General features: G+C 70.5%; 8 protein-coding genes and 3 pseudogenes. 6 read left to right on the forward strand and 5 right to left on the reverse strand.

Annotated elements, in window-relative coordinates; translation table 11 throughout:
- The 5 genes and pseudogenes from AB0B40_RS33975 to uvrA form a co-directional block, all read left to right on the forward strand.
- On the forward strand, positions 1-303 hold a 303-nt coding region (locus tag AB0B40_RS33975; protein WP_362267363.1), incomplete at its 5' end, for a GAF domain-containing protein.
- A gap of 87 nt (positions 304-390) precedes the next feature.
- A complete protein-coding gene (locus AB0B40_RS33980; protein ID WP_362267365.1) occupies positions 391-1,644 on the forward strand; it encodes an acyl-CoA dehydrogenase in 1,254 nt (417 codons plus the stop codon).
- A gap of 128 nt (positions 1,645-1,772) precedes the next feature.
- On the forward strand, positions 1,773-2,264 hold the full coding sequence (locus AB0B40_RS33985; protein WP_362267366.1) for a LuxR C-terminal-related transcriptional regulator: 492 nt from the start codon (positions 1,773-1,775) through the stop codon (positions 2,262-2,264).
- 991 nt (positions 2,265-3,255) lie between these two features.
- Positions 3,256-3,507 (forward strand): annotated as a pseudogene (locus tag AB0B40_RS33990) (transposase family protein); the annotation flags it as partial.
- A 178-nt stretch (positions 3,508-3,685) separates the two neighbouring features.
- Complete coding sequence (gene uvrA, locus AB0B40_RS33995; protein ID WP_362267368.1) at positions 3,686-6,154, forward strand: excinuclease ABC subunit UvrA; 2,469 nt, start codon at positions 3,686-3,688, stop codon at positions 6,152-6,154.
- Between the two features lie 118 nt (positions 6,155-6,272).
- Here uvrA and AB0B40_RS34000 read toward each other — a convergent pair.
- From AB0B40_RS34000 to AB0B40_RS34015, 4 genes and pseudogenes are all read right to left on the reverse strand, one after another.
- Positions 6,273-6,606, reverse strand: a pseudogene (locus AB0B40_RS34000) (DJ-1/PfpI family protein); the annotation flags it as partial.
- Positions 6,607-6,660: 54 nt separating this feature from the next.
- Positions 6,661-7,110, reverse strand: coding sequence for a DUF1931 family protein (locus AB0B40_RS34005; RefSeq protein WP_351617148.1), 450 nt, complete (start codon positions 7,108-7,110; stop codon positions 6,661-6,663).
- Between the two features lie 385 nt (positions 7,111-7,495).
- Positions 7,496-8,373: pseudogene (locus AB0B40_RS34010) on the reverse strand (aldo/keto reductase).
- A gap of 102 nt (positions 8,374-8,475) precedes the next feature.
- Positions 8,476-9,663 carry an MFS transporter gene (locus AB0B40_RS34015; protein ID WP_345053773.1) on the reverse strand — a complete coding sequence of 396 codons (1,188 nt, stop codon included), beginning with the start codon at positions 9,661-9,663 and terminating at the stop codon, positions 8,476-8,478.
- 266 nt (positions 9,664-9,929) lie between these two features.
- On the opposite strand from AB0B40_RS34015, the gene AB0B40_RS34020 reads away from it, so the two are divergent.
- Positions 9,930-10,820, forward strand: a complete 891-nt coding sequence (locus AB0B40_RS34020; RefSeq protein ID WP_345053771.1) for a LysR family transcriptional regulator — start codon at positions 9,930-9,932, stop codon at positions 10,818-10,820.
- Between the two features lie 345 nt (positions 10,821-11,165).
- On the opposite strand, the gene AB0B40_RS34025 is transcribed toward AB0B40_RS34020, so the two are convergent.
- Positions 11,166-12,947, reverse strand: a complete 1,782-nt coding sequence (locus AB0B40_RS34025; protein WP_345053768.1) for a helix-turn-helix domain-containing protein — start codon at positions 12,945-12,947, stop codon at positions 11,166-11,168.
- Positions 12,948-13,157: the final 210 nt, after the last annotated feature.

The following is a 13,157-nucleotide window of genomic DNA, read 5'->3' on the forward strand; positions in this document are numbered from 1 at the left end:
GTCGGCCGCACCATGAGCCGCGACCACGGCTGGTGCCCGGAGGTCATAGCCCGCAAGAAGGCGCTTCCGCTGCACGACGTGCACGCCAGCCCGCGCTTCAGCGGCAACCCCGTGGTCGACGCGGTCGGGATCCGCTCCTACTTCGGTGCCCCGCTCATCCACGACAGCGGCACCGTGCTGGGCACGGTGTGCGTCATCGACCCCGAGAAGCGGCCCCTGAGCGAGGCCCGACGGCTGAGAGACATCGTCATCAACGCCGGCGTCCGGGTGATGGACCACATCGCCCGCGCGCCCGTCCGCTAGTCCGTTCCACGACCCCCCACCCGGGAGCCGCAGGCGATCCCCGGCCGCTCCACCGTGCGACCTTCATCCAGGGAGAGGGAGACGACCATGCCCGCCACACCCACCACGCCGCCGCCGGCGCTGCGCCCCTATCTCACCGCCCGCCACGAACTGCTGTGGGACGAGGCGGACGCCTTCGCGGCCGAGCACATCGCGCCGTGCGCCGCACGCATGGAGGCCGCCCCCGGCAGGGTGGAGCGCAAGGTCGCCGACCTGATGGCCGCACGACGCTGGTTCGCCGTCACCGTCCCGTCCTCCTTCGGCGGGCTGGGCGCCGGACACGTGGCCAAGACCATCCTCGTCCACCGCATTGCCCGCGTCTCGGCGGCTGCGGCGGCCATCCTCCAGGCCACGCTGATCCCCGTCGGCGCCCTGCTGCACTTCGCCACCTACGAGCAGAAGGGCCGCTGGCTGCCCCGCGTAGCGGACGGTTCACTGCTCTTGTCGATCGCCGTGACCGAACCGCGAGCCGGCGGGCACATCGGCGGCATCGAGACCATCGCCGAGCACGTCGGCAACCAATGGGTGATCACCGGCAGCAAGATCCACATCGGGAATAGCCACCTCGCGGGAGCCCACCTCGTGGTCGCCCGGACCGCCAAGGCAGGCGTGAGCACCTCCCAGGCGCTGACCGCGTTCATGGTCGAATCCAAGCGCCGAGGGCTCTCAGTCGCCGACCACCGTCCCGGCCTCGGCCTGCACGGCTTCTCCGCCGGCCGCCTCGACCTCGATCACGTCCACGTCCCCGAGGAAAACGTGGTCGGAGAGATCGGCCAGGGGCTGGGCGTAGCGCAGAGCAGCAGCATCCTGTACGGCCGTCCCAACCTGGCCGCAGTCAGCCTGGGAATACACGAGGCAGTCGTGGCCGCCTCGACCGCTTACCTCAAGGCGCGCTCCCGCTACCGAGGCGCCCTCTCCGATCTGCCGGTTCTGCGGGACCGCATCGGTGACATGGAGGCCCGCCTGCGCGCCGGGCGAATCCTGGCCTATCAGTCCGTGCACCTCCTCGACCAGGGCCTGCCCTGCGACACCGACCTGATCAACGCCAAGTACCTCGGCCACCAGTGGGCGATGCAGTCAACCCAGGACGCCATGGAGCTGCACGGCGCCCACGCCCTCAACGGCGACTACATCCTCCAGCGCCTGTGGCGCGACATCCAGTTCACCTACCCACCGGCCGGAACCGGCGAAGTCCAGCGCATACGCCTCGCCGACGCCGCCTTCGACGAGGCCCACATCCAGTGGTCAGAACGTCTCGCCGCCGAAGCGGCGTGGGCCCGCCCCGACCCGACAGCCGCATGAGCCCCCGTGTGCGGCGCCCCGTGAATCCAGACCGCCGCGCACGGGCCCGTGTCGCCGGCCCCTGGCCCCCGCGGGGTCCGGCGACACCCCACCCGATATCCCTCAACCCAGCCGCGAAAGAGACACCCGTGACCCCGCGCATGACGACCAGCGCACCGATCACCCCCCTGACCCCGACCCAGCAGCGCGTCGCCCAGCACCTCGTGGCCGGCCTCGGCCCTCAAGAGATCGCCGCGAGGACCGGGCTGTCGGCCGTGACCGTCCGCCAGTACGTACGCGACATCCGGGAGAGCCTCCACTGCCCGCCCCGCTGCAAGCCCCCGGTGATCGTGCACTTCCTGTGCAGCGCCCGGCAGGTCGCTCCGCCCGCAACGGACAGGCCAATGCCGGAACTCAGTCCAGAGCAGCAACTGTTGCTGCGGGCGGTCGCTGAGCACAGCAATCCCAGCGACATTGCTGCCATAGCCAAGATCGCGCCCGCCGACGTGCGAGCCGCACATGACGAACTGCTCGACAAGACCGGGGCGGCCAACACCACCCAACTTGTCGTCTGGGCCCACGCGTGGGGCCTGCTGGGCGCCAGGCGGGTCACCACGATGGAGAGCGGAGCTAGCCAGTGAATGCCTCACCCGCTTCTACGGCCATCGAGTCCTCCCCCGCGCCTCGAAGCCAGTGCGCGACAGGGTTACCGGCCGTGTACGAGATGCGGTCGTTGCGCACCAACGCCGAACGGGACGAGGCCGCGGCCCTCGCTTCCACGGTCCATGATCCGGCGCATCAAGGTGGGCGGGTCCTCGGTCCTTGCGGTGAAGGGCTCACTGACCACCTCGACGTCGAACCGTCGTCCCGGGCCTGACTTGTCGGCGAGCCGAGCAGGAAGTATCCGGGCCATGCGCTGCGCGATCTCCGTGGGCGCGTCCGGATCCGCCAGGAGAGCCACGACCGTAACGCCCTGAGACGACACCCGCATGACTCCTTCTCGTCGGCTGCCCCCGCGATCGTCCGTGCCCACAGGATGCCCCCGAGGTATCGCCGACGCCGCGTGACACGCTGGCCCCTGCCAGCAGGTGCAGGCGGTACGGTCAGGTCTCCTCGTCCTCCCCGCACAGGGCCTGCCCCACCAGCGGGCCACGGTTGCGTGCGCCACCGCGAACACCAGCTCCGCGCCACCCCGTGCACCGCGACGAGATCGATCGGCAGCAGGCCCGCCTCGTGTTCAACCTCGTCACCGTGATCACCTTCATGGGCATCACTGCCTCTACGCCGCGCTGTTCCTGCTCGTCCATGTCACTGCGGCGTTCCTGCTCACACCGCAGTCGTTGCGTCCCCTCGTCCGACACCAGCACGTTGCCGAGTGCCTCTCTACGACCCGCCACCAGCCCTCGGGGCCCGCGGTGCGGACCAGGTTGCCCGTCTTTTCCCGGTGCTCGTGCACGAGGCGGATAGCCACGGCAACGCCACCTTGTCGGCATCCGCCAACAGCGGAGTGCGCACCGCCTGGGCTAAAGGGTGTTGCACAACCCTCTGAGCTGGGCATCTCCCTTGTACGGCCGGGGTGTTGAATGCTGAACAGGTGTGGGTGGAGAGGTTCTCAGGACTGCGGTTGACGTGACCGTCCTGGGTGACGGCGCCTGCCTCAACTGCGGGATGGTTGTGCCGCGCCGCAAACGCCCGCGCTGGGCCCTACTGGCAGGCGAAGAAGCGGACAACGTCGCCCACCGCAAGGTGCGTGCCCGGGTGGAGCATGTGATCGGACGCATGAAGAACTATAAGATCCTCCGCGACTGCCGACAGCACGGCGACGGCCTCCACCACGCCGTCCAAGCCGTCGCTCACATGCACAACCTCGCCCTCGCATCATGACCAGAAGACTGGGTTCACACACTCCGACCTGCCCAAACACAGCCTTGTGCAACACCCCAACACCCTTTATAGGCCGTGTATCGAAAATGGATCCGGGATACTCCGGACGCTCGTGTGAGCGGGGCCCGGTGACGGCGCCTGTCGCGCGGTTCCCGGCGCGATCAGGTAATCAGGAACGGTGAACAAGGACGCGACCGACCCCTTCGTACATGTCCGGGGCGCCAGTGAGAACAACCTGCGGAACATCGATGTCGACGTTCCGCGGGACGCGATGGTCGCCTTCACCGGCGTCTCCGGTTCGGGCAAGTCCTCGCTCGCGTTCGGCACGCTCTACGCGGAGGCCCAGCGGCGCTACTTCGAGTCCGTAGCACCGTACGCCCGAAGGCTGTTGCAACAGGTCGGCGCACCGCACGTGCAGGAGATCACCGGACTGCCACCCGCCGTGGCCCTGCAGCAGCGACGCGGGTCGCCCAGCTCGCGCTCGACGGTCGGCACCATCACCACCCTGTCCAATCTGCTGCGCATGCTGTACTCCCGCGCCGGCACCTATCCGCCCCGGGCCGCACGGCTGGAGGCCGAGTCGTTCTCACCCAACACCGCGGCCGGGGCCTGCCCGGAGTGCCACGGACTGGGCGTCGTGCACGACGTCGCCGAGGACCTGCTCGTCCCGGACCCCTCGCTGAGCATCCGCGAGGGGGCGATCGCCGCCTGGCCGGGCGCCTGGCAGGGCGCCAACCTGCGCAGTGTCGTGAACGGCCTGGGCATCGACATCGACCGACCGTGGCGCAGGCTCAGGAAGAAGGACCGGGACTGGCTGCTGTACACGGACGAGCAGCCCTCCGTGTACATCGAGCCGGAGGAGGACCGCATCGACTACGGCTACCAGGGCAAGTTCTGGAGCGCCCGCAAACACGTCATGCACGTCCTCGCCGACTCCAAGAGCGAGAAGATGCGCGAACGGGCGCTCCGGTTCGTCAGGAGTGTGCCCTGCCCCGAGTGCCACGGCAGCGGACTGCGCCCCGAGGCGCTCGCCGTGACCTTCGCCGGACGTTCCATCGCCGAGATCAACGCGATGCCGCTCACCGAGGTCGTGGCGCTGCTGCGGCCCGTCGCGGAGCGGTCCGAGGCCGACGCCACCACGTCGACGGCCCGATCCGGGGAGACGACCGAGGTCGCGGTCCGCATCTGCGGCGACCTGGTCGCGCGGATCGACGTACTGCTCGACCTGGGCCTCGGATATCTCAGCCTCGGGCGCCGCTCGACGACCCTGTCGCCCGGCGAGGCGCAGCGCCTGCGGATCGCCACCCAGCTGCGCTCGGGGCTGTTCGGCGTCGTCTACGTCCTCGACGAACCCTCCGCCGGCCTGCACCCGGCTGACGCGGAACCGCTGCTGGACGTGCTGGACCGCCTCAAGGCGGCGGGCAACTCGCTGTTCGTCGTGGAGCACGACATGGACGTCGTACGGCGGGCGGACTGGGTGGTCGACATCGGCCCCGGCGCGGGCGAGGGCGGCGGACGCGTGCTGTACAGCGGCCCGGTCGCCGGTCTCGAGCGGGTCGCGGAGTCGGCCACGAGCCAGTACCTGTTCGGGCGCGCCCAGCCGCTCGATCACCGCCCGCGCACACCGCACGGCTGGCTGCACCTGCGCGGCGTCTCCCGCCACAATCTGCACGACGTGTCCGTCGACGTGCCGCTCTGCGTACTGACGGCGGTCACGGGCGTGTCCGGTTCCGGAAAGTCGACGCTGGTGACGCAGGTGCTCGCCGAGGTCGTCCGCGGCCACCTCGGACTCGTACCCGAGGAGCCCGACGAGGCGCAGCTGGAGGTCGACGTCCAGGACGCCTCGGGGGTCGAGTCGTTCGACCGGCTGGTCCTGGTCGACCAACGGCCCATCGGCCGAACTCCCCGGTCCAACCTGGCCACGTACACGGGGATGTTCGACGCGGTGCGCAAGCTGTACGCGGCGACGGACGAGGCCAAGGCGCGCGGCTACTCGGCCGGGCGGTTCTCCTTCAACGTGCCCGAAGGGCGGTGCGAGACCTGCCAGGGCGAAGGATTCGTCGCGGTCGAACTGCTGTTCCTGCCCGGCACCTACGCACCGTGCCCGACCTGCCAGGGCGCCCGGTACAACGCCGAAACGCTGGAAGTCACCTACCGCGACAAGAACATCGCGGAAGTGCTGGCGCTGTCCGTCGACGCCGCCGCCGAGTTCCTGTCCGCCGTCCCGGCCGCCTCCCGCAGTCTGGAGACGTTGCGCGAGGTGGGACTGGGTTACCTGCGGCTGGGGCAGCCCGCGACGGAACTCAGCGGCGGTGAGGCGCAACGCATCAAACTGGCCACCGAACTCCAGCGAGCCCGCCGCGGTCACGCGCTCTACCTGCTCGACGAACCGACGGCGGGGCTGCACCCCTCGGACATCGCGCTGCTGCTGCGACAGCTGCACCGGCTCGTCGACGCCGGCAACACGGTCGTCCTCGTCGAGCACGACCTGGACACGATCGCCACCGCCGACTGGGTCATCGACCTCGGGCCGGGCGGCGGCGACGCGGGCGGGCGGGTGGTCGCGGCGGGCCCGCCGGCCAAGGTGGCGAGAGCCCGCCGCAGCGCCACCGCGCCCTATCTCGCGGCCCGGCTCGCGCGCTCATGACGACGGCGCGAAGGGCTGAGCACCGGTTCAGGGCGCGGGGTCGCGCGCGTCGATGCCGCGTTCCCGCTTGTGGCGGATATCGCTCGCGAGGTGCCCCGTCTGGACCCATTCCGCCGGGTCAGCTGGGCATGAGGTGGTGCGCCCTGGCGAACTGCTCCACGACGGCGGCGCAGAAGGCGGGCAGGTCGGCCGGGCCGCGGCTGGTGACCAGCTGCCCGTCGACGACCACCTCCTGATCGGCGACCACCTCCTGATCGGCGACGACCTCCGCGCCGGCGTGGCGCAGGTCGGTGCGGATGCTGGGCCAGGACGTCAGGCGACGGCCCCGCACGGCGCCGGCTTCCGCCAGGGTCCACGGGCCGTGGCAGATCGATGCGACTCCCGCTGGCCATGAAGTCCTTGACGAACCGCACCGCGTCGCGGTCCATGCGCAGCTGGCCAGGGTTCGGGGACATTCTTCACGGGCATCTCAGTTCAGTCCGGCGACATGCACCGGGGCGCGACTGCTACAGCAGCCGGTCGAACACCGCGGTCACGCCCTCCCAGTGACTGGTCTGCGGGTTCTTCACATCCGGATACATGATTTTGAACGTCTCGGCGAGGGCGACGCTGAGACCGCCGATGATCTCGGGGTAGCGCTCTTCGGCCTCCTGGGTAGGTGTCCTGTCGAGGGGAGGATGCGTGGCGAGCTGTTCCAGGATCGGCTTCAGCTCGACCTCCTCGTCGAGCCGCCGGAACCGGTGGATGCACTCCTGGAGGCCCTTGGTGATCGGCAGGTCCCACGGTTCGACGGTATCCCTGCCGTTGGCCTTGGCCGACGCCTGGCCGACGACCAGGAGGTCGTAGAGCTTGGCGTCGACGAAGTCGCCGTACCGCTTCAGGTCGTTCTTGTCCACGTCGAGGCTTGCGGCGGCGCGGAAGAACCTCTCGAACTTCGACACACCCATCACGGTCATGCCTCTCGCCTCCTCACCGGGAACGGACGACGTCGTTCGCTCCCGCCCGCGCCGCCATCGGCTGTTACCCGGTCGAGATTCGCACAGCCCCCTGCTGAGCGCCTCCGCACCCCAGGCCGAAAAAGGGCACCCCCTCTTCCCCTGGCAGAGCAGCATGAAGTGCGCAGGCATCCCGCGCCCAGCCGTACGGCCGTCCGTCCGCAGAAGGCGCACGGCGTTGCAACGCCTCGAAACGAGAATTGCTGACCGGACGACACGACCAACTCGGGGAAGCGGGACTGTATTAGGGCACCCCGCCGAGATTGGACGGTGAGGCTGGTCGACGGGGTGGGCAGCGAACCCCCATTCCGACGACGTGCGGGGGCGCGCCATCCTGTCAACTCCTTCAGAGCATCTCCAGGGGCGTGGGCCCGCTGGGTGGCGGGAACGCCTCGTCGAGGGCGTCGAGAGCCTCGGTGGGAAGGAGGAGGTCCACTGCGCCGCGGTTCTCCCGAACGTGGTCGGGTGATCCGGAACGCGGGATCGCGGCCACACCCTGTCCCAGCACCCAGGCGAGTGCCACCTGGGCCGGCGTGGCTCCGAGGGCCCGGGCCACGGCACCCAGTGCCTCGACCTTCAGGAGTCGCCCCTGCTCGATCGGGGAGTAGGCCATGAACGTCACCCCGGCCTCGCGGCACCAGGGGAGCAGATTCCACTCGATGCCGCGCCGGGAGAGGTTGTACAGCACCTGGTCGACGGCCGCGGCGTCGCCGCCGGGGAGGGTGGTCAGCTCGACCATGTCGGCGACGTCCAGATTGCTCACGCCCCAGTACCGGATCTTCTCCGCCTCCATCAGGTCGGTGAATCCCGCAAGGGTCTCCTCGAGGGGCCACCGTCCCCGCCAGTGCAGCAGGTAGAGGTCCAGCCGTTCCGCGCGGAGCCGCCGCAGGCTGCCCTCGCAGGCGGCGACGGTGCCTTTCCGGTCGGCGTGGCCGGGCAGCACCTTGCTGACGAGGAAGACCTCCTCCCGGCGTCCCCGGAGGGCCTCCCCGACGCCTCCCGGCGTCCCCGGAGGGCCTCCCCGACGAGCTCCTCGGCTGCGCCGTCGCCGTACATCTCCGCCGTGTCGACGACGGTCATGCCCAGGTCCACGCCCAGCCGCAGCGCGGCGATCTCCTGTTCACGCCGGGCCGGGTCCTGGCCCAGGTACCAGGTGCCCTGCCCGAGCGCCGCGATCTCCTCACCGGAGGGGAGCGCGATCGTTCTGGCCGATTCCGCAGACATCTCGGGCCTCCCGTCTGCCGCGGATCCGTGTCACTCGCTCCCGCACCGAGTGCCCAGGTCCGCGCCTCCCACGCAACCGGTGTCGCATGCGCCGCAGGGAGGTCAGGAGGGGCGGGCGGACTGCGCCGAGAGCGTGCCGGGACCGGGTGCGCGGTCGCGCAACGCGATGGCGACCGACACGACGGCTCCGCAGGAGAGGACCGCCGCGAAGCCGATCATCGCGGTCTGCACGGCGAAGTGCCGCAGGGCGATGCTGAACAGGACGGAGGGCAGGCCCATTCCCAGGTACGCGACGACGAAGAACACGGCGAGGACCCCCGCGCGTGAGGCGGGCTCGGCCACTGAAACGGCACGTTCGACGCCTCCCTTGAACAGCAGCCCGGAGCCGGCTCCCGACAGCGACACGGCGACCAGGTAGAGCCAGAGCGCCGGGTGGTAGAGGGCGACGGCGCACAGGACCAGGCCGACCGGGAAGACCACTGCTCCCACGGTCAGGACCCGGGGCAGTGGGAGGCGGCCCAGCACCAGCTGGGCGGCCGCCGCGGAACCGAACATGAGGAAGGCAGCCAGGCCGACCACGAGGTGCGAGTCGGTGTGCAGGGTGCCGTGGAGCACGCTCGCCCCGAGGGAGGAGATCAGGCCGAGGATCGCGAAGGCGAAGGCGCCCAGCGCGCCGGCCGCGCCGAACGTCCGCCGGCCGCCGGGGCGCAGGACGAACCTGCTGGGCGGTTCGGCGGTGGGCAGCTCCAGGTCCACGGTCTCCGGGGTGGACAACACCAGCACCAGGCACACTGCCATGGCGAGCGTGAAGATCGCCTGGGTGGTGATCAGGGGCGCGGGAAGCCACTCGGCGGCGGCTCCGGCGACCAGGGGGCCTGAGGCCAGGCCGCCGAGGTTGGCGGCGGTGGCCACGATGCCGGGCAGCACCGAACCCGTCCGTTCCGGACGGGCCTCGTGGTGGAGGTCGTGCAGGTACGTCGTCGCGGTCGAGGCCATCAGCCCCAGTCCGACACCGTTCAGGATCCTGCCCGCGATCAGCCCCGGCAGGTCCCGCCACACGATCAGTACGACCGACGCGACGATGCCGACCAGCAGCGCCGGGACGATGATGCGCCGCCGGCCGAGCCGGTCCGACAGGTGTCCCAGTCCGAGGAAGGCGGCCGCTGCGCCCACGACCATCGAGGCGTACGCCACCGTGACCGTGGTCGCGCCGAAGTGGTCCCGGGCCTCGTACAGCGGCCACAGCGGGGTCGGCGCGGTGCCGAAGGCCATCAGCACGGTGAAGGCCACCGCCACGAACCAGAAGCCGGTCGTGTGCGAGGCACGGCGCCGGGCGGGGGCGCCGGGCGGCAGGTCGGCGGGAGCGGGTGCTGGGATCCGGTGGGTCGGGTCGTCGGGAGCGTCGGCTGTGGGACGGCTCAGCGGCGTCGGAACGGCAGGCAGGGGTACCCCTCCTCGGACGGAAGTGGATGGCGCTTTCCATCCTCCTCACCAGCCGGGATCAGTGCCAACGAATGTTTTTGCTGGGCTCGAGCAATGCGAGTGATACTTCTCGTGTGGAGCTACGTCAGCTGGAGCACTTCATCGCGGTCGCCGAGGAGCTGAGTTTCACGCGTGCCGCCCGTCGGCTGCACGTGGTGCAGTCCGGGGTGTCCGCCGCGATCCGCTCTCTGGAGCGCGAGCTCGGCTGCGCGCTGTTCGAGCGCTCGTCGCAGCAGGTCCGGCTCACCGGGGCGGGCGCGGCGCTGCTGCCGGAGGCTCGGGCCACCCTGGACGCCGCCCAGGCGGCCCAGGACGCCGTGCGCGCCGCGCAGGACACGCTGCGCGGCACGGTGAATGTGGGCGCCATGGCCTCGGTCGAGGTGGTGGACCTGCCTGCGCTCCTCGGGCAGCTGCACGCGCGGCATCCGGCGATCGACGTCCGGCTACGGCTGGCGACGACCGGGTCGGCGGGACTGGCGCACGCACTGCTCAGCGGGGACCTGGACGTGGCCTTCCTGTCGCTGCCCGAGCACAAACCCGCCGGGATCGACGCACGGGAGCTGGCCACCGTGCCGCTCGTCCTGGTGGTGAGCGCCGCCCATCCGCTCGCGCAGCGGGGAAAGGTGGCACTTGCGGACCTCGCGGGGGAGCCCTTCGTGGACTTCCCGCCGGGCTACGGCAACCGCGAGGTGGTCGACCGGGCGTTCGCGGTGGCGGGCGTCGTACGCCGGGTGGCACTGGAAGTGCCCGACATCGACATGGGGGCGGCACTGGTCCGGCACGGTCTGGGCATCGCCTTCCTGCCCGCGTTCGCCGTTGCCCGCACCCCCGGCCTGCACGTCCTGGACGTCCACGGCACCATGCTCCGCTGGAGCATGCATCTCGGCACGTCGTCGACCCGGCGACCAAGCTCGGCCCTGCGGGCGCTGCTCGATCTGGTCGACCTCCACGTCATCGCCCTGTGACGCCCGGGCCGCGGCCCGGGCGTCACCCGTCGGTGGTGTCCGGCCCCCTGCGTGCGCCTCGCTCCGGCCGCGACATCTGCCGCAGCATCCGCTGACGCTCAGGCTGCCGTCGTCCACAGGCGGCGTCGGACACCTTCTCGGCCCCTTCGAGGCTGGTGCCGAAGGCCCCGCCGATCATCGCGATGGCGGTGATGAACCAAGGCCCCCGTCTTCTGGCGCGACGTTGATCAACCGAGGAAGGGCCACCCACCCACTGCAGCTCTGTAACCACCCACTGCAGCTCTGTAACAGGGCAGCCCGCCCAACTGCCGCTGGCACTGCTCACACAACAGTTCTAGCGAGGCATCAGCCGTGTCCGCCCAGCACGATCTTCCACACTCGGGTCGCCACCTGGAGGTTGAGCCGGTCCTCGACGTTCGCGAGGTCGTTGCCGCTGATGTCGCGGATGCGCTGGAGCCGATAGCGCAGCGTGCTGCGGTGGATCGCGAGGGATTCGGCGGTCTCGTCGTAGTTGCCGCCGCAGTCGAAGTACCGGGACAGGGTCTCCACCATGGCCGTGTGGTGCCGGGAGTCGTAGTCGATGAGCTGCCCGAGCCACTCGTGGACGAACGTCTCCAGTTCCCGGTAATCGTTGCCGGGTCCCAGGATGCGGTAGAGGCCGAGCTCGTCGAAGAACGTCGTGCCGTAGTGCTCGCGGGAGTGGCGGCGTACTTCCAGGGCGCGCTGCGCCTCCTGGTAGCGGTGCGGGATGTCGTCCAGGGAGTCGCAAGGGGCGCTCACTCCGATCGTCCCGGACCGTGTCCCGGTCTCCCGGGCGAGCGCCTCGTACAACGCGCGGGCGTGCGGTCTGTCGTCGGCGATAAGGACCACGTGGTCGGAACGTCGGGTCAGCAGCGAGCGTATGCCCACGGCAGAGGCCGCCCGGCCCACGGTCTGCGCGAAGGAATCGTCCGCAGTCCGGTTCGACCACTGCACCACGACGACGTAGTGGCTGCGGCGCAGGTCGTGTCCGACTGCCTCGGACCGGGCGTAGGCGCTCGCCTCGTCCGTCCCTGCCAGGAGGTCGTCGACCAGCTCGCGGTGCAGCCTCAGCTCCACTTCGGCCAGATCGCGCAGGTGCGCCAGCTCCGGGGCGAGTGACGTGGCGGCGTGTTCCAGCGCGAGCACGGTGTGCTCGTCGGCCTCGTCCCGGGCATCGACCAGGGCCAGCACGCCCAGGATCTCGCCGTGCGGGCGGACCAGGGTGATCAGCCGGTCCTTTATCCGCACCGGTCCCACCTCCCGGGCGACGGCGTGCAGCATTTCGTCCTGGCGCACGGGGTCCGGTTCCGGATAGGGGTCGGGGCGGCTGGGGCCGGTCCAGGACCTCAGCCGACCGAAGCGGTCCTCGACCAGCGCGGGGAGTCCAGTGAGCCCGTGCAGCGCGCGGGTGATGGCTTCCTCGCCGCCGCCCGAGGCAGCGACGTCGGCCATGAGCGCGTGAACGTCCCGCTGGTACCCCAGCTCAGCCACGACGGAGATCAGCTGCCCCTGGAGGGCTGTGCGTTCCTCCCTCAGCCGGTGCAGTTCCAGTGCGTCCTCGCGTTGGCGGCGGTGTGCGAAGGCGACCGACAGTGCAGCAGCGGTGTGCCGGACGAGCGTGGCGAGCAGGGATCGCTCGGCCTCGGTGGGCCGGGAGCGGGACGTCACCACGAGGTATCCGTGGAGTCTCTCCAGTCCGCGTAGCCCCAGGGCCCGGCCCCAGGGCCTGCCCGGTACGGTCACAGGGCCGTCCTGCCCGGCCAGCTCCCGCACCCTCCGGTTCACGGCCAAGGCATGGATCTGCCTGTTCCTCGGGCTGGGGACCAGGTCGCCGTCCACATGGAGGTATCCGGCCTCGGCGCTGTATGGCCCTGCGGCGGCTATGTGGTCCATGGCCAGGCGCAGGATCTCGCCTTCGTCCGGAGCGTCGAACAGGGCGCGGGAGAGCGCGGCCAGTTCGAGGAGGGCATGGGCGGCTGGGGTGCGAGCGGGCAGGCGGGACCCTCTGTGCGCGGCCGTGGGGGGACGCCCGGCGCTGCCCCGGGGGAGGCTGCCCTTCCGGTCGGAGTAGCGGTGGTACAGGCCGTACGCCCGACTGCCGACCATGGGATCACTCCGTCCTTCGGAGGTGAGCAGCTTTCGTGTACCCGGTCCCGGGCCAGCTACCCGAGATGTGTGGGTTCTTTCTCTCGTACTCGTGGGGCGACCGGACCCGTGCATTCCTGACTCGCCAGGCGCAGGCGTGGAGCCACTCGGATCGCCACCCTGGGGAGTGTTCGAAACCGTCCGTGCGCACGGGTGGGAAACCGGCGGAGG

It is taken from the genome of Streptomyces sp. NPDC042638 (genome assembly GCF_040647235.1).
GTDB classification, from domain to species: Bacteria; Actinomycetota; Actinomycetes; order Streptomycetales; family Streptomycetaceae; genus Streptomyces; species Streptomyces rameus.

Excerpts from the sequence above, each read along its gene's own strand:
- AB0B40_RS33980 (WP_362267365.1), top strand. The coding sequence starts at position 391 with ATGCCCGCCACACCCACCACGCCGCCGCCGGCGCTGCGCCCCTATCTC.
- AB0B40_RS34005 (WP_351617148.1), bottom strand. The coding sequence starts at position 7,110 with ATGACCGTGATGGGTGTGTCGAAGTTCGAGAGGTTCTTCCGCGCCGCC.
- AB0B40_RS34025 (WP_345053768.1), bottom strand. The coding sequence starts at position 12,947 with ATGGTCGGCAGTCGGGCGTACGGCCTGTACCACCGCTACTCCGACCGG.